The 23,313-nt window shown below is 65.5% G+C and carries 21 protein-coding genes; 15 read left to right on the top strand and 6 right to left on the bottom strand.

The window, feature by feature from the left end; genetic code table 11:
• Nucleotides 1–19 precede the first annotated feature (19 nt).
• Nucleotides 20–694: an epoxyqueuosine reductase QueH gene (locus B3098_RS09650; protein ID WP_279974638.1), complete on the top strand. Its 675-nt coding sequence runs from the start codon at nucleotides 20–22 to the stop codon at nucleotides 692–694.
• Between the two features lie 114 nt (nucleotides 695–808).
• Here the strand turns inward: B3098_RS09650 and B3098_RS09645 are convergent, their stop codons facing one another.
• Both B3098_RS09645 and B3098_RS09640 read right to left on the bottom strand, forming a co-directional pair.
• A complete protein-coding gene (locus tag B3098_RS09645) occupies nucleotides 809–1,798 on the bottom strand; it encodes a quinone oxidoreductase family protein (protein WP_279974640.1) in 990 nt (329 codons plus the stop codon).
• A 50-nt stretch (nucleotides 1,799–1,848) separates the two neighbouring features.
• Complete coding sequence (locus B3098_RS09640; protein ID WP_175139267.1) at nucleotides 1,849–2,820, bottom strand: DMT family transporter; 972 nt, start codon at nucleotides 2,818–2,820, stop codon at nucleotides 1,849–1,851.
• A gap of 69 nt (nucleotides 2,821–2,889) precedes the next feature.
• Here B3098_RS09640 and B3098_RS09635 point away from each other — a divergent pair, with 69 nt between their 5' ends.
• The 5 genes from B3098_RS09635 (at nucleotide 2,890) to B3098_RS09615 (ending at nucleotide 8,668) form a co-directional block, all read left to right on the top strand.
• On the top strand, nucleotides 2,890–3,777 hold the full coding sequence (locus B3098_RS09635; protein WP_175184936.1) for a DMT family transporter: 888 nt from the start codon (nucleotides 2,890–2,892) through the stop codon (nucleotides 3,775–3,777).
• 31 nt (nucleotides 3,778–3,808) lie between these two features.
• Nucleotides 3,809–4,333 (top strand): MarR family winged helix-turn-helix transcriptional regulator, encoded by a 525-nt coding sequence (locus tag B3098_RS09630; RefSeq protein ID WP_175185189.1) that lies wholly within the window; start codon nucleotides 3,809–3,811, stop codon nucleotides 4,331–4,333.
• A 94-nt stretch (nucleotides 4,334–4,427) separates the two neighbouring features.
• Complete coding sequence (locus B3098_RS09625; protein ID WP_175125073.1) at nucleotides 4,428–5,843, top strand: efflux transporter outer membrane subunit; 1,416 nt, start codon at nucleotides 4,428–4,430, stop codon at nucleotides 5,841–5,843.
• Between the two features lie 21 nt (nucleotides 5,844–5,864).
• Entirely contained in the window at nucleotides 5,865–7,058 is a 1,194-nt protein-coding gene (locus B3098_RS09620) for an efflux RND transporter periplasmic adaptor subunit (RefSeq protein ID WP_175125074.1), read from the top strand.
• The gene (locus B3098_RS09615) at nucleotides 7,055–8,668 is read left to right on the top strand and encodes a DHA2 family efflux MFS transporter permease subunit (protein WP_224776795.1); all 1,614 of its coding nucleotides are present in this window, start codon (nucleotides 7,055–7,057) and stop codon (nucleotides 8,666–8,668) included. Before B3098_RS09620 ends, B3098_RS09615 begins: the two co-directional genes overlap by 4 nt.
• 92 nt (nucleotides 8,669–8,760) lie before the next feature.
• Here B3098_RS09615 and B3098_RS09610 read toward each other — a convergent pair whose 3' ends face one another.
• The 3 genes from B3098_RS09610 to B3098_RS09600 all read right to left on the bottom strand — a co-directional run bounded on the left by B3098_RS09610 (nucleotide 8,761) and on the right by B3098_RS09600 (nucleotide 12,486).
• Nucleotides 8,761–9,720 carry a hypothetical protein gene (locus B3098_RS09610; RefSeq protein ID WP_286894726.1) on the bottom strand — a complete coding sequence of 320 codons (960 nt, stop codon included), beginning with the start codon at nucleotides 9,718–9,720 and terminating at the stop codon, nucleotides 8,761–8,763.
• A gap of 32 nt (nucleotides 9,721–9,752) precedes the next feature.
• The gene (locus tag B3098_RS09605) at nucleotides 9,753–10,820 is read right to left on the bottom strand and encodes a tartrate dehydrogenase (protein WP_191577066.1); all 1,068 of its coding nucleotides are present in this window, start codon (nucleotides 10,818–10,820) and stop codon (nucleotides 9,753–9,755) included.
• Nucleotides 10,821–10,947: 127 nt separating this feature from the next.
• Complete coding sequence (locus B3098_RS09600; RefSeq protein WP_175125077.1) at nucleotides 10,948–12,486, bottom strand: helicase HerA-like C-terminal domain-containing protein; 1,539 nt, start codon at nucleotides 12,484–12,486, stop codon at nucleotides 10,948–10,950.
• Nucleotides 12,487–12,645: 159 nt separating this feature from the next.
• Here B3098_RS09600 and B3098_RS09595 point away from each other — a divergent pair, with 159 nt between their 5' ends.
• From B3098_RS09595 to B3098_RS09565, 7 genes are all read left to right on the top strand, one after another.
• Entirely contained in the window at nucleotides 12,646–13,377 is a 732-nt protein-coding gene (locus tag B3098_RS09595; protein ID WP_175125078.1) for a YebC/PmpR family DNA-binding transcriptional regulator, read from the top strand.
• Between the two features lie 63 nt (nucleotides 13,378–13,440).
• On the top strand, nucleotides 13,441–14,748 hold the full coding sequence (purD, locus tag B3098_RS09590; protein WP_175125079.1) for a phosphoribosylamine--glycine ligase: 1,308 nt from the start codon (nucleotides 13,441–13,443) through the stop codon (nucleotides 14,746–14,748).
• 12 nt (nucleotides 14,749–14,760) lie between these two features.
• Complete coding sequence (gene hemF, locus B3098_RS09585) at nucleotides 14,761–15,672, top strand: oxygen-dependent coproporphyrinogen oxidase (protein WP_286894725.1); 912 nt, start codon at nucleotides 14,761–14,763, stop codon at nucleotides 15,670–15,672.
• Nucleotides 15,669–16,256 carry a nicotinate (nicotinamide) nucleotide adenylyltransferase gene (gene nadD / locus B3098_RS09580; protein ID WP_279974649.1) on the top strand — a complete coding sequence of 196 codons (588 nt, stop codon included), beginning with the start codon at nucleotides 15,669–15,671 and terminating at the stop codon, nucleotides 16,254–16,256. Before hemF ends, nadD begins: the two co-directional genes overlap by 4 nt.
• Before the next feature lie 63 nt (nucleotides 16,257–16,319).
• Entirely contained in the window at nucleotides 16,320–16,730 is a 411-nt protein-coding gene (gene rsfS / locus B3098_RS09575) for a ribosome silencing factor (RefSeq protein ID WP_191577071.1), read from the top strand.
• 7 nt (nucleotides 16,731–16,737) lie between these two features.
• A complete protein-coding gene (rlmH, locus tag B3098_RS09570; RefSeq protein ID WP_056315576.1) occupies nucleotides 16,738–17,208 on the top strand; it encodes a 23S rRNA (pseudouridine(1915)-N(3))-methyltransferase RlmH in 471 nt (156 codons plus the stop codon).
• Nucleotides 17,209–17,239: 31 nt separating this feature from the next.
• A complete protein-coding gene (locus B3098_RS09565; protein ID WP_286894724.1) occupies nucleotides 17,240–17,866 on the top strand; it encodes a Maf family protein in 627 nt (208 codons plus the stop codon).
• A 121-nt stretch (nucleotides 17,867–17,987) separates the two neighbouring features.
• Here B3098_RS09565 and B3098_RS09560 read toward each other — a convergent pair whose 3' ends face one another.
• Complete coding sequence (locus B3098_RS09560) at nucleotides 17,988–19,340, bottom strand: dicarboxylate/amino acid:cation symporter (protein WP_279974651.1); 1,353 nt, start codon at nucleotides 19,338–19,340, stop codon at nucleotides 17,988–17,990.
• Between the two features lie 293 nt (nucleotides 19,341–19,633).
• Between B3098_RS09560 and B3098_RS09555 the strand changes: the two genes are divergently transcribed.
• Together B3098_RS09555 and B3098_RS09550 are read left to right on the top strand one after the other, a co-directional pair.
• Nucleotides 19,634–21,580 carry a sensor histidine kinase gene (locus B3098_RS09555; protein WP_286894723.1) on the top strand — a complete coding sequence of 649 codons (1,947 nt, stop codon included), beginning with the start codon at nucleotides 19,634–19,636 and terminating at the stop codon, nucleotides 21,578–21,580.
• A gap of 91 nt (nucleotides 21,581–21,671) precedes the next feature.
• Nucleotides 21,672–23,042: a sigma-54-dependent transcriptional regulator gene (locus B3098_RS09550; protein WP_286895731.1), complete on the top strand. Its 1,371-nt coding sequence runs from the start codon at nucleotides 21,672–21,674 to the stop codon at nucleotides 23,040–23,042.
• Nucleotides 23,043–23,313: the final 271 nt, after the last annotated feature.

The following is a 23,313-nucleotide window of genomic DNA, read 5'->3' as shown; positions in this document are numbered from 1 at the left end:
CCGCTTTTGCCTGACCGCCATGTCTGAACTCGTCCGCCCCAAACTCGACCTGCCCGCCGGCCGCAGCAAGGTGCTGATGCATTCGTGCTGCGCGCCCTGTTCCGGCGAGGTCATGGAGGCCATGACGGCCTCCGGGATCGATTACGCGATCTACTTCTACAACCCGAACATCCATCCGGTCAAAGAGTACGAAATCCGCAAGCAGGAGAACATCCGCTTCGCCGAGCAGCACGGCATCGAATTCATCGACGCCGACTACGACATGGACAACTGGTTCGAACGCGTCAAGGGCATGGAAAACGCGCCCGAACGCGGCGAGCGCTGCACGGCCTGCTTCGACATGCGCTTCGAGCGCACCGCGCTTTACGCGCACGAGCATGGCTTTGACACCATCACCAGCTCGCTCGGGATCTCGCGCTGGAAGGACATGAACCAGATCAACGGCTGCGGCGAACGCGCCGCCGCGCGCTACGACGACCTGGTCTACTGGACCTACAACTGGCGCAAGGGCGGCGGTTCGGCGCGCATGATCGAAATCAGCAAGCGCGAGAACTTCTACCAGCAGGAATACTGCGGCTGCGTCTACTCGCTGCGCGATACCAACCGCCATCGCCGCTCGCAGGGCCGCGAACGCATTCACATCGGCGTCAAGTTCTACGGCAAGGAAGACCTGATCAACGAAGAGAACCTCTGATCAGCGGGCGGTGCGCTTTGCACCGCCCATAAAAAAGCCTGGCAGTCCGCGCATCGCGCGTCCTCCAGGCCCGCTGCGGCGCCCCACGGGGCGCCGCAATGCTTTGAGTTGGGATCAGTCCAGCGTCAGCACCGTCGCGCCCGTCGTCTTGCGCGAAGCCAGCGCCGTCTGCGCCTCGCCCGCCTGCTCCAGCGTGTAGCGCTGGTCGATGCGAACCTTGATCTTGTTCTTGAGCACCAGGTCGAACAGTTCTTCGGAGGCCGACTGCAACTTTTCCAGCGTGTTCACGTGGATGCCCAGCGAGGGGCGCGTCACGTACAGGCTGCCCTTCTGATTCAGGACGGCCAGGTTCACGCCAGCCACCGGACCCGAGGCGTTGCCGAAGCTGACCATCAAACCGCGCGGCTCGATGCAGTCCAGCGAGGTTTCCCACGTGTCCTTGCCCACGCCGTCGTACACCACGGGCACCTTCTTGCCGCCCGTCAGTTCCAGCACGCGCTCGACCACATTTTCACGCGAATAATCAATGGTTTCCCAGGCGCCGTTCTCGCGCGCCAGTTCCGCCTTTTCCGGGCTGGAGACCGTGCCGATCAGCTTGACGCCGAGCGCCTTGGCCCATTGGCAAGCGATCAGCCCGACACCGCCAGCCGCGGCATGGAACAGGATGGTCTCGCCGCCCTGCAGGCGGTACGTCTGGCGGAACAGGTACTGCACCGTCAGGCCCTTGAGCATCAGCGCGGCCGCTTCATCGAATTCAATGCCCTTGGGCACCTTGACGACCTGCAGGGCCGGCACGTTGCGAGCCTTGGCATAAGCGCCGATGGGGCTCTGGCCGTAGGCCACGCGGTCGCCCTTCTTCAGGTGCTTGACGTCGGCGCCCACGGCGGTCACCACGCCGGCGCCCTCGAAACCCAGGCCGTGCGGCAGCGGATGCGGATACAAGCCCGTGCGGAAATAGATATCGATGAAGTTCAGACCGGCAGCGTGCTGCTCGATCGTGACTTCGTTGGCGGCCGGCGGCGGTACTTCCACCTCAACCAGCTTCAAAACTTCAGGACCACCGTGCTGCTCGATACGAATTGCCTTGACGAGATTGCTGGCCATGCTGGCCTCCTTTCATTGGAAATAATGCGAATTGACCAAAAATGCAGACTTCACCGCGTGGATTGCCTGTCGTCCTGCGGCGTGCGCATGGCGCCGCCGCCCATCAACGCAAACACCCCCGCCAGCACCAGGACGGTTCCGCCCATCTGCCACACGGTGATGGGCTCGTCCAGGAACCATGAGGCCAGGAACAGCACCGACACCGGTCCCACCATGCCCAGCAACGACGCGGTGGGCGCGCCGATCAGCGACACCGCCCACATCAGCATGAATACCGGCACCACCGTGTTCAGCGTGGCGTGAATGATGGAATAGCCATAGACCGCGGCGGGCTGGATCAGCATCGACGGCGGGTGCACGACAAAGAACTGGATGATGCAGGCCACGCACGACACCAGCATGGCATACGCCACCAGCCGCGTCGGGCCGATCCGCTTGATCAGTTCCCCGGAGCAAATCAGGTACACAGAATAGCTTGCGGCCGAGCCGAAAACGAACAAAGACCCTAACAGCACCTCGCCGCCCCCGCCGAAGGACAGGTCGTGCGCAAACACCAGCACCACGCCGGCGTACGACAGCACCATGGCCAGCCATTGCCGGCGCTCGATCGGCCGCTTGAACCAAAGGGCCGACAGCAGCACGACGAGCGAGGGAGACAGAAACAGGATCAGGCGTTCGAGGCTGGCGGTGATGTAGCGCAACCCCAGGAAGTCCAGGAAGCTGGACAGGTAATAGCCCAGAAGACCAAGCACGCACACCTGCAGGCGTTCCTTGGTGGTCATCACCACGATCTCGCCCCGCGCCGCGCGGCGCGACTGGCGCCACGCCACCACCGCGAAGAACGGCATCGCGAACAGCATCCGAAACGCGATCAGCGTGACCGCGTCGATTCCGTAGCGGTAGGTGAACTTGACGACGATGGCCTTGGCGGAAAAGAGGATGGCGCCAAGCACCGCCATGGCGATCCCGGCGGCGCGGCTGGAGGCCAGCGGGAGCGCCGTAAGCTTGGCAATACGATTCATGCGATGATTTTAAGTTCACCGCAAAAATAATTGCACGCCTTCTCTGATGCAGACCGCCTCCTTCGCAGCATGACCCGACACCGCGCCCTCACTTATATCCATATTGCCGCCGTGCTATTCGGCCTGACCGGCGTGTTCGGCGAACTGATCCAGGCCAGCGCCGCCGTCATCACGCTGGGACGGGCGCTGTTCGCGGTCGTGGCGCTGGGCATCTTCGCGCGCATGCGCCGCAAGCCGCTGCTGGGCGTGCTGACCCCGGCGCAGCTGTTCGTGCTGGTCCTCGCGGGCGCGCTGCTCGCGGCGCACTGGGTCACCTTCTTCATTTCCGTGAAGGTGGGCGGCATTGCCATCGCGACGCTCGGCTTTGCCAGTTTTCCCGCCTTTATCACCCTGTTCGAAGGCCTCATCTTCCGCGAGCGCGTCCGTCTTGCCGAATGGCTGCTGTTAGGCCTGGTGACCGCCGGCCTGGTGCTCGTCACGCCTTCGTTCAACCTGGCCGACCAGGGCACCATCGGACTCGCGTGGGGCCTGCTGTCCGGCCTGAGCTTTGCGCTGCTGGCCTTGAGCAACCGCCGCTCGGCCTCCGGCATGGATCCGATGCAGGTGGCCTGCTGGCAGAACGTGGTGGTGGCGCTGGTGATGGTGCCCTTCGCGATCGGCCAACTGCCTGCCCTGCCCGCGCTGGACTGGTTCTGGCTGGCGTTGCTGGGCGTCTTCTGCACCGGGCTGTCCCATTACCTGTTCGTCTCCAGCCTGACCCGGCTGAACGCCCGCAGCGCGGGGCTGGTGATTGCGCTGGAACCGGTCTATGCCATTGCCTTCGCCTGGGTGCTGTTCAGCCAGGAGCCGACGCCGCGCATGCTGGCGGGCGCTGCGCTGATCGTGGCCGCCATCGTCTGGTCCGGTCTGCGCAAGCAGGCGCCGGCGGCCGAACCCGCGGCAAAGATACAGCCTTGACAATAACTGACTAGGCAGTAAAATGCGCCGCATGACTGCCGCGCCTTCCCTGCCCACGCCCGTATCCTCCGAGTCGCCCGACACCCCGGTCCATTACCGCAACGACACCCGTTGCATGGCCGAAGACAACGCGGGTTATCTCATCAAGCTGGCTTATCACTCCCTGAACCGCATGCTGGACCAGGAGATGGCGCCGCTTGACCTCACCGCCATGCAATGGCGTCCGCTGGCCATGGTATTTCTGGGCCGTGCCGATACGCCCGCCGAACTGGCGCGGCTCAACGACATGGACACCGGCGCCATGACGCGTGCGCTGGATCGCCTGGAAGCCAAGGGCCTCTTGCGCCGGAACCGCAGCCAGGAAGACCGCCGCGTCGTCAAGATCGAGCTCACCGAACTGGGCGAGGCCAAGGCCCGCGAAATCCCCGCCAACATTGCCCGCGCGCTCAATCATCACCTGCGCGGCTTTTCGACCGACGAGGTCAAGCAGCTCATGCACTTCATGCGACGAATGATCGCAAACGGGTCCGCGTCCGGCTCCCCGGCCGACCGCTGACCCCACGCCCCGTGCTGGAGCCGGGGTTTTTATTTGGCATAATCGTTGCCTAGGCAAATACAGATCAATCAATTACTTTCAGCTAACAGTCAGGATGAAACGCCTTTTATCTACCGCATTGGTGCTCGCCCTCGCCGGTTGCGCGCTGATGGAGCCGGCGCCCAAGCCCGTCGCCGCGCTTGATGCCGCCAAGCTCGGGCTGACCGGTCAAGCCACCGAATGGCCCGCCGCCCAATGGTGGGAACGCTACGGCGACCCGCAGCTCAACGCACTGATGACCGAAGCGCTGGCAAACAGTCCGTCAATGAGCGCCGCGCAGGCGCGCCTGGCCAAGGCCAACGCCGCCGTCGGCATCGCGCGCGCCCCACTGCTGCCGCGCGTGGACGCGGGCTACACCCTCAATCGCGAGCACCTGTCCAAGGACTACATCTACCCGGCGCCGCTGGGCGGCTCCGTCGTCAGCGACAACCGGCTGGCGCTGGACTTCAGCTACGAGCTTGATTTCTGGGGCAAGAACCGTTCGCGCCTGCAGTCCGCCGTGTCGCAACAGGAAGCCGCCAGCGCCGACGCGCAAGCCGCGCGCAACCTGCTCGCCAGCGCGACCGTGCGCGCCTATCTGAACCTGCAGAACGCATTTGCCCAGCGCGACGTGCTGAACCGCGTGATCGCGCAGCGCGCTGAAGTTTTGTCGCTGACCCAGGGCCGCTACTCGGCCGGGCTGGACACGCAGGTTGAAGTCAAGCAGGCCGAGTCGTCGCTGGCCTCCGGCAAGGTCGAACTGACCCAGACCGACACCACGCTCGCCCAACTGCGTAACCAGGTCGCCGCCTTGGCCGGCGCCGGCCCGCAGCGGGGACAGGATCTGGTTCAGGTGTCACTGACCGCACCGGCCGGCGCGGTCCCGGCCAGTGTTCCGCTCGACCTGCTCGGTCACCGGCCCGACGTCACGGCCGCCCGCTGGCGCGCCGAGGCGGCGCGCCACGCCATCGACACGGCCAAGGCCGAGTTCTATCCCAACGTGAACCTCGCCGCGTTCGTCGGCTTTCAGGCGATCGGCACCGGCAACCTGCTGGGCGCCGACGCCCGCATGGCCGGCATCGGTCCGGCCATCACGCTGCCCATCTTCCACGGCGGAGAACTCAACGCCAATCTCGCGGGCCGCCGCGCCGATGCCGACCTGGCGGTGTCGGACTACAACCAGACCGTGCTGGACGCCGCACATCAGGTCGCCGACGCCCTGGACGGCCTGCGCCTGCTGGACCAGGAAAAGGCCCAGCAACGCCAGGCGCGCGAGGCCATCGAGGCCGCCTACGCCCTGGCCGTCGACCGCTACAAGGCCGGCATGGGCAACTACATCACCGTGCTGATCGCGCAGACCGGCGTGCTGACGCAGGCCCGTCTGGAAACGGACCTGCGCATCCGCGCCTATCAGCTCGACGCCAACCTTGCCACCGCCCTGGGCGGCGGCTATGCGGCGCAGGCCGAACCTGCCCCGAACTCCATTCATTGAACGATCCCGGATTCAGACGTCATGAACGCTGCCACTCCCACCACCCATCCCGCCCGTAAACGCCTCCTGCTGACGGCGACCGGCGTTTTCATCGTTGCCGGCATTGCCTACGGCATCTGGTGGGCGCTGTTCGGCGCCCATTTTGAAAGCACCGACGATGCCTACGTGCACGGCAACCTGGTGCAGATCACACCGCAGGTGCCCGGCACCGTGGTGGCCATCGAAGCCGACGACACCGAAACGGTCACCGCCGGCCAGCCGCTGGTCCGCCTGGACCCCGCCGACACCGACGTCGCCCTGCAGCAGGCGCAAGCCAAGCTGGCGCAGACCGTGCGCCAGGTACAGACCTACTACGTGCAGAACGATGCGCTGGCGGCCGACGTCGACCTGCGCAATGCCGATATCCTGCGCGCCCAGGCTGAACTGACCCGCGCGCAGAGCGACGTGAAGCGTCGCCAGCAGCTCGCCAAGTCGGGCGGCGTCAGCGGCGAGGAAATCCTGCACGCCGAGGTCGCGCTCAAGTCCGCGCAGTCCGGCGTTGCGCAAGCCAAGGCGGCGTTGGCCGCCGCGCAGGCCAAGCTGGCGACCAACCAGGCGCTGACGCAAGGCACCTCGGTGGCCGATCACCCCGACGTGCGCCAGGCGGCCGCCGAGCTGCGCAACGCCTGGCTTGCGCAGTCGCGCACCGTGCTGCCCGCCCCCGTGGGTGGCGTGATCGCGCGTCGCAGCGCGCAGGTCGGCCAGCGCGTCGCCCCCGGCGCCGCGCTGATGACCGTGGTGCCGCTGGACCAGGTCTGGGTCGAGGCCAACTTCAAGGAAGGCCAGTTGCGCAAGATGCGCATCGGCCAGCCGGTCAAGATGGTGGCCGATCTGTACGGCAGCTCGGTCACCTACCACGGCACCGTCGCCGGGCTGGATGCCGGCACGGGCGCCGCCTTCGCCCTGCTTCCCGCCCAGAACGCCACCGGCAACTGGATCAAGGTGGTGCAGCGCGTCCCCGTGCGCATCACGCTGGACCCCGAAGACCTCAAGCAGCATCCGCTGCGCGTGGGCCTGTCGATGGACGTGGAAGTCGACGTCGGCAAGGACGATGGCGCCCCGCTCACGCAGGTGGCGCGCAAGGAACCGGCCTGGTCGACCCGCGCCTTCGAGCCCGCCCACAATGAAGTCGACGCAATGATCGCGAAGATCATCGCCGCCAACGTCGCATCATGAGCACGGCCGCCCAGCCCGCGGGCGCCGGCGCGCCCCAAGAAGCCGCCCGCCCGCCGGGCACCCATCCGCCATTGGAGGGCGCGACCCGCATCATCGGGTCCATTGCCCTGTCGACCGCGGTCTTCATGAACGTGCTGGACACGTCCATCGCGAACGTGTCCATCCCCACCATCTCCGGCGACCTAGGCGTGAGCACCAGCCAGGGTACGTGGGTCATTACGTCGTTCGCGGTGGCCAACGCCATCACCGTGCCGCTGACCGGCTGGCTGACGCAGCGCTTCGGACAGGTGCGCCTGTTCCTGATCTCCACGCTGCTTTTCGTGCTGGCGTCCTGGCTGTGCGGCTTTTCGCCCTCGCTCGAGGCGCTGATCGCGTTCCGGGTGCTGCAAGGCGCGGTGGCCGGCCCGATGATCCCCCTGTCGCAGACGCTGATGCTGGCCAGCTTTCCGAAGTCCAAGGCAGGCATGGCGCTGGCGGTCTGGTCCATGACGACACTGGTGGCGCCGGTGGCCGGCCCGCTGCTCGGCGGCTGGATTTCCGACAACTACACCTGGCCCTGGATCTTCTACATCAACGTGCCGGTGGGCCTGCTGGCCGCCTGGATCAGCTGGCGCATCTACGGCAACCGCGAATCCGTCACGCGCAAGCTGCCGATCGACAAGCTCGGCCTCGTCCTGCTCGTGGTCTGGGTAGGCGCGCTGCAGATCATGCTGGACAAGGGCAAGGAGCTGGACTGGTTTGCCAGCCCCACCATCATCGCGCTGGCGGCGATTGCGTTCGTGGCCTTCGTGTTCTTCCTGATCTGGGAGTTGACCGACGCGCACCCCGTGGTGGACCTGCGCCTTTTCAAGGTCCGCAACTTCACGGTGGGCGCGCTGACGCTGGCGGTGGCCTATGGCGTCTTCTTCGGCAACGTCGTGCTGCTGCCGCTCTGGCTGCAAAGCAACATGGGCTACACCGCGACCTATGCGGGGCTTGTGACTGCCCCGGTCGGACTGCTGGCGATCCTGCTCACGCCCATCGTGGGCAAGATGCTGGCCACGCGCGACCCCAGGCAGATCGTCACGGTCGCCTTCCTGATTTTTGCGCTGGTCTGCTTCATGCGCGCGGGCTTCAACACCCAGACGGACGTGCGCACGCTGATGATCCCGACCATCATCCAGGGCGCAGCGATGGCGGCGTTCTTCGTGCCGCTCACGTCGATCACGCTGTCCAGCATGGAGCCTTGGCGCATCCCGGCGGCATCCGGGCTGTCGAACTTCCTGCGGCTGACGGCGGGCGCGTTCGGCACGTCGATTTCGACGACGCTGTGGGAAAACCGCGCAACGCTGCACCACGCGCAACTGACCGAGATTGCCCGGCCCGGCCAGCAGGCGTTCGACCAGACCATGAACAGCTTGCAGAACGGGCTGGGCGTCTCGCACCAGCAAGCGCTCACCATGGTGGACGGGCTGATCAATGCGCAGGCCTTCACGATGTCGGCGACGGACGTGTTCTACGCGTCCGCCATCATCTTCCTGCTGCTGACGGGCCTGGTCTGGTTCGCGCGGCCGCGCGCGTCCAAATCGGGAGGCGGCGGTGCGGCGGAAGCGGCTGCCGGCGCGCACTGATACGATCGGCATCGGCAAAAGCACAAGGCGCCTCGCGGCGCCTTGTTTTTTTCTGATGCTCGGGTTGGCCTGGCGGCGTCCGCACCGCCGGATCAGTCCTTGAGCAGCGTGCGCCAGTCCTTGCGTTCGATGATGTCGGCCGACAACGCGCTGACCGGCGACAGATTGAACACGGACACCCCCCGCGCGCGCCAAAGCGGCGATGCAAAGCGGAAAGACGGTTCGATGTAGCGCGGAAAGTTGCGTGTCAGACGGCTGGTCTGTGGCTTGCCGCCCTCGTCGTAGAAACGCAATCCGCCCTGCACGGTCAGGTCCAGCCCGTGCACGTAGACCTCGCGCACCCCGCCGGACATCAGGACCTGAAGGGCCGCATACGCGACGGTATCGGCATCGAATACCCCCAGCGAGGCATCGAAGCTGTAGCCCAGCCCCTGCTTGGCGTCCAGCAGTTCGACGTCAGCCGAGGCCGCCGCAATGCGCTTGAGCACTGCCGGCGCGGCGCTACGCTCGTAAGCGCGCTTGGATATCAGTTCGATGATGCAGATGCGGCAGCGGATGTGTTCCTGGGAAATGCCCTGCATGATGTAGCGCAGCACCTCCGGAAACACATACAGGGTCAGGTCGCTCGCGACGATCTCTCGCACGAGGTCGATGCGGTCGCGCACGAAGTTCTGGTCGATGACGCAGTAATACTTGAACTTCAGACCAAACTTGCGCGACAGCGCGATGGAACCATTGACGCCCATCGCCACGCCGATATCCATCCGGTCATAGGGAATCTCGGCGATCGACGGGCCGCTCAGGATGAGATGCACCACCTTGTCGGCGGGGTCGTAGCCTTGGGATAACGGCGTGACGGGCAGCGAACGACCGAAGGCGCGATACCCGCTGATCGCGCCTTCCTTGTCGCGCCAGATACGGACGAACGGCCACAGATGCTGATTGTGCCGCTGCGTGCGCGAGCGCAGCATGCGAAAAAGCTTGCGCACGAAGCGGTCGGCCCGCCCGCCGCCCACGTGATCGGAGGGGGGAGAAATAATCGAGTCGTTCATCAATTAATCGAACGGGCCTGCCGACAATGCAATCAGCCGGCTCGGACCAGCGCAGCGATCGCGTCGCCGACTTCGGCCGTTGAAGCGTTGCCTTTCATATCCCGCGTCCGCGGACCTTCGGCCAGCACGGTTTCGATTGCCTTGACCACGGCGGCCGACGCGTCGGGATACCCCAAGAAATCCAGCATCAATGCCCCGCTCCAAATCTGACCGATGGGGTTGGCGATGCCCTTGCCATAAATGTCCGGCGCCGATCCATGCACCGGTTCAAAGAGCGACGGAAACTTGCGTTCCGGGTTGAGATTGGCGGACGGCGCGATACCGATGGTGCCCGTGCAGGCCGGTCCCAGGTCCGACAGGATGTCGCCAAACAGGTTGGAAGCCACCACGACATCGAACCAGTCCGGATGCTGCACGAAGTGCGCGCATAGGATGTCGATGTGATATTTGTCCCAGCGCACGTCGGGATAGTTCCCGGCCATCTCGGCCACGCGCTCGTCCCACCACGGCATCGAAATAGAAATGCCATTGGACTTGGTGGCGGCGGTCAGGTGCTTGCCGCGCTTTTGCGCCAGTTCAAATGCGAACTTCAGCACCCGCTCGGCGCCGATGCGCGTAAAAACACTTTCCTGGATGACCACTTCGCGGTCGGTGCCCTCGAACAGGCGGCCACCGCTGTTGGAGTATTCGCCTTCGGTGTTTTCACGCACGATGAAGAAATCGATCTCGCCGGGCTTGCGGTCGGCCAGCGGCGACGGCACGCCGGGCATCAGACGCACCGGGCGCAGATTGATGTATTGATCGAATTCACGGCGGAACTTGAACAACGAGCCCCACAAGGCCTCGTGGTCGGGCACCGTAGCGGGCCAGCCGATCGAACCGAAGAAAATGGCCTCGTGCTGGCCGATCTGGTCCTTCCAGTCGTCCGGCATCATCTTGCCGTGCTTGGCGTAGTAGTCGCAGCTCCAGTCGAAATGGTCCCATTGGAACTCGATTCCGAACCGCGTCGCCACGGCATCCAGCACCTTCAAACCTTCCGGCACGACTTCCTTGCCGATCCCGTCTCCTGGGAGCACCGCAATCTTGTGTTTCTTAGCCACCACGTCTTCCTTTGGTTTTCATTGATACACCGCCCGCAATGTCAGGCATAAATGCCGGCCACACAATACCCCACTTTACGAAACGGACGGTCGGACTAACCGATACGCCACGTTGCGCCGATGAGGCTTAGCGCCGGCCCTTCGATCCCAGCAACGACCCGAGGATCCCTCGCGTGAGTTCCCGCGCGATGGAGCGTGCCGAGCTTTTGGCAATGGTCTGCACCACGCCGTCGCGTTTGCCGCCGCGCGGTCCGGTCGATCCAAACAGCACGTCCTTCAGGCTGTCCATTAGCCCGCCGCTCTCGTCGGCAGGCGGCTGGGACGTCTTGGCGGACGGCTGCCCGGCCCGGGCCGGAACATCCTTGGCGACCGGAGGTTCTGCCGGCGCCGCCGCGCGGCCTGCCAGGATTTCGTAGGCGGATTCCCGGTCGACCGCCTTTTCATATTTGGGCGCCAGGGGATTGCCCTGGCGTAGCGCCTGACGTTCCGCGTCCGTCGCCGGCCCGATACGGCTGCCCGGCGGCACGATGTAGGCGCGCTCGGTCGGCATCGGGCGGCCCTTGGCATCCAGGAGCGACACCAGCGCCTCGCCCACGCCCAGCTCGGTGATCGCGGCCTCGATGTCCAGGCCGGGATTGGGCCGCATGGTCTGCGCCGCAGTCTTGACGGCCTTCTGGTCGCGCGGCGTGAACGCCCGCAGCGCATGCTGGACGCGGTTGCCCAACTGGCCCAGCACGGTGTCGGGGATATCCAGCGGATTCTGCGTCACGAAATAAACGCCCACGCCCTTGGAGCGGACCAGGCGCACGACCTGCTCGATCTTGGTCAGGAGCGCCTGCGGGGCGTCGTTGAACAGCAGGTGCGCCTCGTCGAAGAAAAAGACCAGCTTGGGCTGGTCCATGTCGCCCACCTCGGGCAGCTTTTCATACAGGTCGGCCAGCAGCCACAGCAGGAAGATGGCGTACAGGCGCGGCGCCTGCATCAGCTTGTCGGCCGCCAGCACGTTGACGATGCCGCGGCCCTGCGCGTCGGTGCGCATCAGGTCGGCGACGTCGAGCATCGGCTCGCCGAAAAACCGTTCCGCGCCTTGCGATTCCAGCGCGAGCAGACCGCGCTGGATGGCACCGACGCTGGCCGAGGACACATTGCCGTAGCGCGTCTTCAGTTCGCCGGCGCGGTCGGCGACGTCCTGCAGCATCGCCCGCAAATCCTTCAAGTCCAGCAGCAGCTGTCCCTCGTCGTCCGCCACCTTGAAAACCAGGGTCAGGACGCCTTCCTGCGTGTCGTTCAGTTCAAGAATGCGCGACAGCAGCAGCGGCCCCATATCGGTAATGGTGGCCCGCACCGGCAGCCCCTGCTCGCCAAAGACGTCCCACAGGGCGACCGGGCTGGCGCCCCAGGCGGGCTCCGGCAGCCCCAGATTCTTCAGGCGTTCCTGCAGTTTGGGGCTGGACACGCCCGCCTGCGAAATGCCGGTCAGGTCGCCTTTGACGTCCGCCATGAACACGGGCGTGCCGATCCGGGAAAAAGACTCGGCAAGGACCTGCAGCGTGACGGTTTTGCCCGTGCCGGTGGCCCCCGTGATGCACCCGTGGCGGTTGGCCAGGGCGGGCAGCAGCGCCAACTCGGTCTGCGCGTTCTTGGCGATGACAAGGGGGTTGGGCATGGGCGGCTCCGGACCAGGGATCAGATGGATGCCCAAGTGTAGAGCCTGCCGCCCGCCTTGTGCGCGTGGCTATATGGACACAAGCGTCCCTCTTGCCGGACGGGAGGGCCGCCGGCACGGTAAAATGCCGTCTTTGCAGACACATTACCCTGGGAAGCCATGGCCGGACACAGCAAATGGGCCAATATTCAGCACCGCAAAGGGCGCCAAGACGCCAAGCGCGGAAAGCTCTGGACCAAGATCATTCGTGAAATCACCGTGGCGGCGCGCGCCGGCGGCCCCGACCCGGACAGCAACCCCCGTTTGCGCATGGCCTGGGACAAGGCCACCGACGCCAACATGCCCAAGGACAACATCCAGCGCGCCATCCAGCGTGGCGCGGGCGGCGCCGACGGCGAGGCCTACGAAGAAGTCCGCTACGAAGGCTACGGCATTGGCGGCGCGGCGGTCATCGTCGACTGCATGACCGACAACCGCACCCGCACCGTCGCTGAAGTGCGCCACGCGTTCTCCAAGAACGGCGGCAACCTCGGCCAGGAAGGCTCGGTCGCCTTCATGTTCAAGCACTGCGGCCAATTCGTGTTCGCCCCGGGCACCCCTGAAGACAAGGTCATGGAAGCCGCCCTCGAGGCCGGCGCCGAAGACGTCACCACCGACGAAGAAGGCGTGATCGAAGTCGTCTGCGCCCCGTCCGATTACGCTGCCGTGCGCAAGGCCTTCGACGAGGCCGGCCTGAAGGCCGAAGTCGACGGCATCGTCATGAAGGCCCTGAACGAAACCGAACTCGCCGGCGACGACGCCGCCAAGATGCAGAAACTGCTCGACGCCCTGGAAAGCCTGGACGACGTGCAGGAAGTCTATACGACCGTCATTTTCGACGAAGCGCAGTAACTCTCCCTTTCCTGGCGCGCCGGCGGTTCCGTCTGCCTGCGCGCCTCTTCAGACTCACGCAACATGAAACTCCTGGTAATTGGCTCGGGCGGCCGCGAACATGCCCTCGCCTGGCGGCTGGCCCGCTCCCCGCGCGTGCACAAGGTGTATGTCGCTCCGGGCAACGGCGGCACGCAACGGGCCGAGCAGATGGAGAACATCCCGCTCACCAATGCCGAGGAACTGGCCGATTTCGTCCAGCGCGAGGGCATCGCCCTGACGGTCGTCGGCCCCGAGGCGCCCCTGGCCGCCGGTGTCGTCGACGTCTTCCGCGCCCGTGGCCTGAAGATCTTCGGACCCACCAAGGCTGCCGCGCAGCTTGAAAGCTCCAAGGATTACGCCAAGGCCTTCATGGTCCGGCACAACATCCCGACCGCCCGCTACGAAACCTTCACCGACCCGGCCAAGGCTCATGCCTACATTGACCAGGAAGGCGCGCCCATCGTCATCAAGGCTGACGGTCTGGCCGCAGGCAAGGGCGTGGTCGTCGCCGCCACCCTCGAAGAAGCGCACGCTGCCGTCGACGCCATGCTGGGCGACGGCTCCATGGGCGAAGCCGGCGCGCGCGTCGTCATCGAAGAATGCCTGATCGGCGAAGAAGCCAGCTTCATCGTCATGTGCGACGGCCGCAACGTGCTCGCCCTGGCCACCAGCCAGGACCACAAGCGCCTGCAGGACGGCGACCGCGGTCCCAACACGGGCGGCATGGGCGCCTACTCCCCCGCGCCCATCGTCACGCCCGAACTGCATCACCGCATCATGCGCGAAATCATCCTGCCCACCGTGCAGGGCATGACGCGCGACGGCATCCCATACACCGGTTTCCTGTACGCCGGCCTGATGATCGCCCCGGGCGATGACCCCGACCGCGAAATCAAGACGCTGGAATTCAACTGCCGCATGGGCGACCCCGAAACCCAGCCCATCATGATGCGCGTCAAGAGCGACCTGCTGGATGCCCTCGAGCACGCCGTCGAAGGCACGCTCGACCAGGCTGACATCGTCTGGGACCGCCGCACCGCCCTGGGCGCCGTGCTGGCCGCTCACAACTACCCCAACACGCCGCGCACCGGCGACGTCATCCGCGGCCTGCCCGCCGATGCCGAAGACTGCATGGTCTTTCACGCCGCCACCCAGCTCGATGGCGAAGAAGTCAAGACCACTGGCGGCCGCGTACTGTGCGTCACTGCCCTGGGCGATTCCGTCAAAATGGCGCGCGACCGTGTCTACGAAGCCATTGACCGCATCCACTTCGATGGCCGCCAGTACCGCTCCGACATCGGCTGGCGCGCGCTCAAGCCGTCGCAGCAAAAGCCCAAGTCCAACGCGTAACCGGAACCGCCCATGACCGCTCTGCCCGTCTCCGCTGTCCGGGACTACCTCACCGGCTTGCAGGCCCGCATCGTGGGCGCGCTGGAAGCGGCCGAAGGCGGCCCCTTCCGCGCCGACGAATGGGTGCGGCCCGAGGGCGGCGGCGGTCTGTCGCGCCTGCTCGAAGGCGGCCAGCTCTTCGAACGCGCCGGCGTGCTGTTCAGCCACGTCAAGGGTTCCAAGCTGCCGCCGTCGGCCAGCGCGCACCGCCCGGAACTTGCCGGCCGCCCATGGGAAGCCATGGGCGTGTCCATGGTGCTGCACCCGCGCAATCCGTACGTGCCCACCACGCACATGAACGTGCGCATGTTCGTCGCGGCCGCGCGGCCCGGCCATGACGAGGCCGACGTCTTCTGGTTCGGCGGCGGCATCGACCTCACCCCGTACTATCCCTTCGAAGAAGACGCCCGCCACTTCCACACGGTGTGCCGGGACGCGCTGGCGCCCCACGGGCCCGATTACTATCCGCGCTACAAGCGCTGGTGCGACGAATACTTCTTCCTCAAGCATCGCGACGAAACCCGCGGCATCGGCGGCGTCTTCTTCGACGACCTGAACGCCCCCGGCTTCGACGCGTCCTTCGCCCTGACCCGTTCAGTCGGCGACGCATTCCTGGACAGTTACCTGCCCATCGTCGACAAGCGCCGCGGCATCGCCTACACCGAACGCGAGCGCGATTTCCAGGCCTACCGCCGCGGCCGCTACGTCGAATTCAACCTGGTCTTCGACCGCGGCACCCTCTTCGGCCTGCAATCCGGGGGCCGCACCGAATCAATCCTGCTGTCCATGCCGCCGCTCGCGCAATGGCGCTACGACTGGCAGCCTGAAGCCGGCACCCCCGAGGCCGAACTGGCCGCCTATCTCAAACCGCGGGACTGGGTTTGAAACGCATCGGCCTCTTCGGCGGCAGCTTCGACCCCGTTCACGTCGCCCACATCGCGCTGGCGCAGAATGCCCTGCAGTCGCTGGGGTTAGACCAGGTGCAGCTCATCCCCGCCGCCAACCCCTGGCAGCGCGCTGCGCTGAACGCCGCCGCCGAACATCGCCTTGCGATGCTGGAACTGGCCATCGCCGGCCATCCGGGACTGGCGGTCAACCCCATCGAAATCGAGCGGGGCGGCGCCACCTACACCATCGACACGCTGCGCGCCCTGCCGCAGGACGCGCGCTATGCATGGCTGCTGGGGGCCGACCAGCTCGCCAATTTCTGCACCTGGCGCAACTGGCGCGACATTTCCAGCCTGGTCGACCTGGCCGTGGCCACCCGCCCCGGCACGCCCCTCAGCGCACCGCCGGAACTTGCGCAATGGCTAGAGGACCAGGGCCGCACGCTGCAAGAACTGCCTTTTCCGCCCATGCCGGTGTCGGCTTCCGAAATCCGCCAGCGCCTGGCGCAGGGCGAATCCACCGACGGACTGCTCGACGCGTCCGTCGCCGCCTATATTGCGGCGCACAAACTCTACCGATAAACCCTTCCCGCCCGGCGCTGCCGGTCAGCCGCCGCTGCCCTCGAGCGGGTTATATTTGCACCTATGGATATACAGAAACTCCAACGCGCCGTCATCGACGCCCTCGAAGACGTCAAGGCGCAAGACATCAAGGTCTTCAGCACCACGCATCTGACCAGCCTGTTCGATCGCGTCGTGATTGCAAGCGCCACCTCCAACCGGCAGACCCGCGCGCTGGCGTCCAGCGTCGCCGATCGCGGCCGCGCCATGTCGCTTACCGGCATCACCATCGAAGGCGAGGACACCGGTGAATGGGTCGTCGTCGACCTTGGCGATGTCGTCGTGCACATCATGCAGCCGGCCATTCGCCAGTATTACAACCTCGAAGAAATCTGGGGCGGCAAGCCGGTGCGCGTGAAGCTCCTGCCCGAATCGACCCGCGTCGCGCCTGTCCCCAGCGACAGCGGCAGCGGTTACGACGACACCGAAGACTGATCACGCCGTGAAGCTGATCGTCGTCGCGGTGGGCACGCGGATGCCGGACTGGGTGCAGACCGCCTGGGACGACTACGCCAAGCGCCTGCCGGCCGACTGCGCCCTTGAGCTGCGCGAGATCAAGCCCGAGCCCCGCACCACAGGCAAGACCCCGGCCCAGATGATGGCGGCCGAGGCCAAGCGCATTGAGGCCGCCCTGCCCGCCAATGCGCTGCGCCTGGCCCTGGACGAACGCGGCCGCGACCTCACCACGATGGCGCTGTCGCAAAAACTCGAACAGTGGCGCGCGGGCGGGCAGGATGTCGCGTTTCTTGTCGGCGGCCCCGACGGCTTGGATCCCGCCCTCAAGGCATCCGCCAGCGGCCAGTTGCGCCTGTCGTCCCTCACGTTGCCCCACCCCATGGTGCGCGTGGTACTGGCCGAACAGCTCTACCGCGCCTGGGCCATCATGACCAACCACCCCTACCATCGGGCGTGACCGCCGCCAGGCGGCGCCTGCCCTGCTGCGCATGACCGACACCGCCAATCCCTCCCGTTCCTCCCCGCGCCTGTATCTCGCCTCCGCCAGCCCGCGCCGCCGCGAATTGCTGAATCAGATCGGCCTCGCGCACGAGGTCCTGCTCGTTCCGGCCCCGCCCGGCGAGGACGAACCGCAGCATCCGGGCGAAAGCGCCGCTGATTACGTGCAGCGCACCGCCCGGGACAAGGCCCTGCGCGGCCGCGACTGGATGCGCGCGCACGCCATGCCCGTCCTGCCCTTGCTTGCCGCCGACACCACCGTCATCCTGGCGGGCGAGGTCCTGGGCAAGCCGGCGGACCGTGACGACGCGATCCGTATCCTGCGAGCGCTGTCCGGCGCCTCGCACGAAGTCCATACCGCGGTTGCAGTGTGCAGTGGCGACCGCCTGCTGGAAGCCGTCTCCATCACCGAAGTCCACATGCGCGCCCTGCAAGAAGACGAAATCAGCCGCTATTGCGACAGCGGCGAACCCTTCGGCAAGGCGGGCGCGTATGGCATTCAAGGCCTGGCGGGCACATTCGTCTCGCGCATCGCCGGCAGCTACACCGGCGTGATGGGCCTGCCGCTCTTCGATACCGCCAACCTGCTCCGCGAGGCCGGCGTCCAGGTGCCCTGACACCAATCCAGCCCGAAAAAAATCCCCCGCGCCGCAAGCTTTCGGGGGATTTTTTTTGACCGGCACGCGATTCGGCGCAGGCCATGTTTCATTCGCCGCCGGGCGTGCACGGCGAAGAAGTTCAGCTCTGGCGGGCAGGTTCGCCGATGGCGACTTGCGGCTGCGATTGCGCCTGCGCCGCCGCGGGCGTGCCTGCGCTGTCCAGCGTGGCATGCAGTTGCTCCTGATCGAGCTCGCCTTCCCAGCGCGCGACGACCACGGTGGCGGTCGCGTTGCCGACCAGGTTGGTCAGGGCGCGGCATTCCGACATGAAGCGATCCACACCCAGGATCAGCGCCATGCCGGCGACCGGCACCGAAGGCACCACCGACAGCGTGGCCGCCAACGTGATGAAACCCGCGCCGGTCACGCCGGCCGCGCCCTTCGAGCTCAGCATCGCCACGAGCAGCAGCAGAATCTGATCACCCAGCGACAGCGGAATGTCGCAAGCCTGCGCAATGAACAGCGCGGCCATCGTCATGTAGATGTTGGTGCCGTCCAGGTTGAACGAGTAACCGGTAGGCACCACCAGGCCGACCACCGACTTCGAGCAGCCAGCGCGTTCCATCTTCTGCATCAACGTCGGCAGAGCGGCTTCCGACGAGCTCGTGCCCAGCACCAGCAGCAGTTCTTCGCGGATGTAGCGGACCAGCTTGAAGATCGAGAAGCCGTTGTAGCGGGCAACCAGGCCCAGCACGACCACCACGAACAGCACCGACGTCGCGTAGAACGTGCCCACCAGCATCGCCAGGTTCACGACCGACTTGATGCCGTATTTGCCGATGGTGAACGCCATCGCGCCAAAGGCGCCGATGGGCGCGGCCTTCATCAGGATCGCCACCATCTTGAAGATGGGCTGCGCCAGCGCCGTCATGAAATTCAGGATCGGTTTGCCGCGCTCGCCGACCATGGCCAGCGAAATGCCGAACAGCACCGCCACGAACAACACCTGCAGGATGTCGCCACCGACGAACGGGCTGAAGATGGTCGTGGGAATCACGTTCATCAGGAAGCCGGTGATTGTCGAATCATGCGCCTTGGCGACATATCCGGATACGGCCTTCTGATCCAGCGTGGTCGGGTCGATGTGCATGCCGGCGCCGGGCTGCACGATATGGCTGACCACCATGCCGACGACCAACGCCAACGTCGAGAACACCAGGAAATACAGCATGGCCTTGCCGGCAACGCGCCCGACCTTCTTCAGGTCGCTCATGGCGGCAATGCCGGTTGCCACGGTCAGGAAGATGACCGGCGCAATGATCATCTTCACCAGCTTGATGAAGGCGTCGCCCAGCGGTTGCATCTGCTGGCCGAGTTCCGGCTTGAATGCGCCAAGCAAGATGCCCACCACGATGGCGAAGATCACCTGCACGTACAGGATTTGATAGAACTTGAGCTTGCGCGCGGGCGCGCTTTGATCCACTTCGATCATTGGGATTGTCCCCACCAGGGCCCCTTGCTCCGCGCAGCGTGGCGCGCGCGACGTCGGGGCGTTATCTGTTTTATGGCCATGCGATCCTGCCGCCGGCCGATTTCACCGCGGGGGTGTGCCGCGCGGCTTGCCGGTATAAACGCAATACGCATGCCAAGTCAGGCGGCTCCGCAACAATTCAGATAAGGCATTGAAAAATATAGGATTTCGCAATCACTGCTTGTCCACCGAGAAGCGTTAATAGGCGAATCTCCGCACAGAAACCCGCTAAAATGTGCGGAAAACCGCACACCATGAACGGCTCCTCTTCCTCACCCCTCCCCCCGCCCACCTCTTCCCGCGCTTGGTCCTTGCCATGGCGCGTGGGGCTGACACTGCTGGCCGTCGGCATCGTCGCGATCACGCTGCACGCGGCCACCCAGTGGGCGCGCGACGGGGCGCTGCGCGAGGCCGCCCTCCAGGCCCGCAGCACCGGCCAGATCAACGCCGCGCTGCTGCGCAACAACCTCGACAAATTCCGGGCGCTGCCCTTTGTGCTGACCCAGGACGTCGACCTGCGCGCAGCGCTTCAAGGAGCCAGTTCAAGGCAGATCGAGGCGTTGGACGAAAAGCTCGAAGCGCTCAGCCGCGGCGTCGGCGCCTCCGCCATCTACGTGCTCGACAAAAAAGGCCTCGCGATCGCCGCCAGCAATTGGCGCGAACCGGCCACCTTCGTCGGCGTCGACTACGAATTCCGCCCCTACTTCCAGGGATCGGTCCTGCACGGCTCGGCCGAACACTTCGCACTGGGCACGGTCAGCCACGAAGCGGGCCTGTACCTGTCGCGGCGTGTGGACGATGCGCAGGGCGCAATGCTGGGCGTGGTGGTCTTGAAGGTCGATTTCCGGGACCTGGAGGCCGATTGGCGCCAAGCCAACGCCGTCATCTTCGTGACCGACGAACATGGCGTGGTGTTGCTGGGCAATATTCCAGACTGGCGCTTCAGGGTGCTGGCGCCGCTGTCGGCCGCGCTGGCAGAGACGCTGCGCACCAGCCTGCAGTTTGGCGACGCAAAATTCCAACCGCTCCCCGTCACACCGCCCCTGCAACCGGCCAGCAACGGCCAACTCATCCGCACCGACGACGCGCTGCCCCGCGCCGCCGCCGGCGCTCCGCTGCTGCACACCACCCTGCCGGTCATCGAATCGCCCGGCTGGACGCTGCACCAGCTATCCCCGGTGCAGGCGGTGATGAACCAGGCCAGCGCCAATGCCCAACTCGGCGCCTTACTTACGCAGAGCGTGCTCGCCGCGCTGATCGGCGTGGTGCTGTACCGCCGTCATCGCAACCAGGAACGCGCCGAGCAACAGGCCGCGATTCAACAACAGCTCGCAGCGCTGGTGGACGAGCGCACGGCGCAGCTGCGAGACGTGAACGCCAAGCTCGTCGACGAAATGGACGAACGCCAAAGCGCCGAATCTCAGCTTCACACCATGAAGGACGAACTCGTCCAAGCCAGCAAGCTGGCATTGCTGGGCCAGGTCGCAGCCGGCGTCGCGCACGAGGTCAACCAGCCCGTCGCTGCCATCCGCGCCTACGCCGACAACGCCGCCGAGCTTCTGCGACGCCGCGACGAAAGCGCCGTCCAGGAGAACCTGGGCACCATCGCCGCACTGACCGATCGAATCGGCCACATCACCGGCGAGCTTCGCGCCTTTTCGCGCAAGGCAGGTGCAACAGTCGGCCCGACCGACCTGATGGAAGCTCTGGAAGGGGCGATTCTCCTCGTGGGTCCCCGCGCCCGCCGCCAAGGCGTCACGCTGCAAAGCCCGCCTCGCAACCAGAACTGCCACGTCCTGGCCAATCGCGTTCGGTTGGAGCAGGTTCTGGTCAATCTGCTGCAGAACGGGCTCGAGGCGCTCGAAGGCGCCCAGAACGGGCGAATCATCATCGCCTTGCAAGACCTCGGCGACACCGTGCAGCTGCAGGTTCACGACAACGGCCCCGGCCTGTCCGACCAAGCCCGCGCCCACCTCTTCACCCCCTTTCACACGACCAAGCCGGACGGCATGGGCCTGGGCCTCGTCATCAGCCGCGACATCGTCACAGAGTTCGGCGGCGAACTACGCGCCGCCCGCCCAGGCGATGCCAGCTTGCCGTCCCCTCATGCGCCCGCGACCGGCGCGTTGTTCATTCTGACCCTGCGCAAAGCGCCGGATCAAACTCACACCCCGAGCACTCACCATGACGCGTGCCCCTGATCCTCAGTCCCCCGGCGCCGGGGCCCCAACTGCCGCAAATTCCGCAAATGCCCGTAATACAACAAAGGTCGCGGACGTGACGAACGACCGCATGCCACGGCCCGTCGCGCCCCACGCCGTGTTCATTGACGACGACGACGAACTGCGCCGCGCGGCCCAGCAGACGCTGAAGCTTCATGGCATCTCGGTCGAGGCGCACGCCAACGCGCGTGCTGCGTTGCCGGCCCTGGGCCGGAATTTCGACGGCGTAGTGGTCACGGATATCCGCATGCCTGATATTGACGGCCTCGAGCTTTTCCAGCGGCTACGCGCCATCGACCCTGACATTCCGGTCATCCTGATCACAGGCCACGGCGACATCGCCACAGCAGTTCAATGCATGCGGGAGGGTGCGTACGACTTCCTGTCTAAGCCCTATCCGGCCGATCGACTGGTAGCCTCCATCAGTCATGCCGCCGAAAAGCGGCGCCTCGTTCTCGAAAACCGCCGTCTGCGCGAAGCCGCCTTCACCGTCGAAGCCGACGAAGTGCCGTTCATCGGCACCACGCCCGCCATGCAGCGCATCAAGCAAACGCTGCGCCACATTGCAGACGCCGACGTCGATGTGCTCGTTGAAGGTGAAACGGGCACCGGCAAGGAAGTCGTCGCAACCGCACTGCACCGCCTGAGCCGCCGCCGGCACCGTGCGCTGGTCGCTATCAATTGCGGCGCCTTACCCGAAAGCGTCATCGAAAGCGAGCTCTTCGGTCACGAGCCTGGCGCTTTCACGGGCGCCCAAAAGAAACGCATCGGCCGCATCGAACATGCCAGCGGCGGCACCCTGTTTCTCGATGAGATCGAAAGCATGCCGCTCGCCGTCCAGGTCAAACTGCTGCGCGTGCTCGAATCACGCCAGATCACACCGCTCGGCAGCAACGAAGTCCGCAATCTCGACCTGCGCGTTGTCGCCGCCACAAAAGAAGATCTGGGTAGCCCCGCCATACGCGCCAAGTTCCGCGAAGATCTGTTCTACCGCCTCAACGTCGTCACGATCCGCCTCCCACCGTTGCGGGAACGGCGTGAAGACATCCCGCTACTCTTCGCCCACTACCTCGGCCACGCCTCACGCCGATTCCAGCGCGACATCCCCGACATGCCCGCCTCGATCCGCCAACACCTGATGACGCACGACTGGCCCGGCAACGTTCGTGAACTCGCGCACTTCGCAGAACGTTTCGTGCTTGGGGTTCTCAATAGCTCCGCACCTGAGCCTGTCCAACCGCAAGCGGGCGCCCTCAGCCTTCCGGAACGCATGGAGCAGATCGAAGCGCAAATCATCCGCGACGCCCTCACCGCCCACCGCGGCGACATCAAGGCCACACTCGACGCGCTAGGCATTCCGCGCAAGACGTTCTACGACAAACTCCAACGCCACGGCATCGACCGCCAGGATTACGTCGGCGGATCCCGTAGCCCTGTATAAAGCAGCCACGTCGAGAATTCGCTGCAGCGCATGCCATCCCCCGCGCAACAAAACAAAACCCCTCGCGGCGCCAGCCGCGAGGGGTTTCTTAATTAAAGCGATATACCAAGGAGGTTTTGAGGCAAGCAGCGCATAGCCGCGCCCCGCGCCGACGTATTAGCGCCCCGCGCCCGACCTGCTTCTGTTGTCAGGCAAAGGCACCGCTCGACACGCGCCGGCCATGTAGCTGGGCACTCATTTCCGACGCCACAAAGACAAAACCCCGCAGGGG

Source organism: Achromobacter sp. UBA2119, from assembly GCF_002331005.1.
Lineage (GTDB): Bacteria > Pseudomonadota > Gammaproteobacteria > Burkholderiales > Burkholderiaceae_B > Achromobacter > Achromobacter animicus.
The sequence above is the reverse complement of the archived record's forward strand: the minus strand, read 5'-3'. Positions and strand labels throughout refer to the sequence as shown.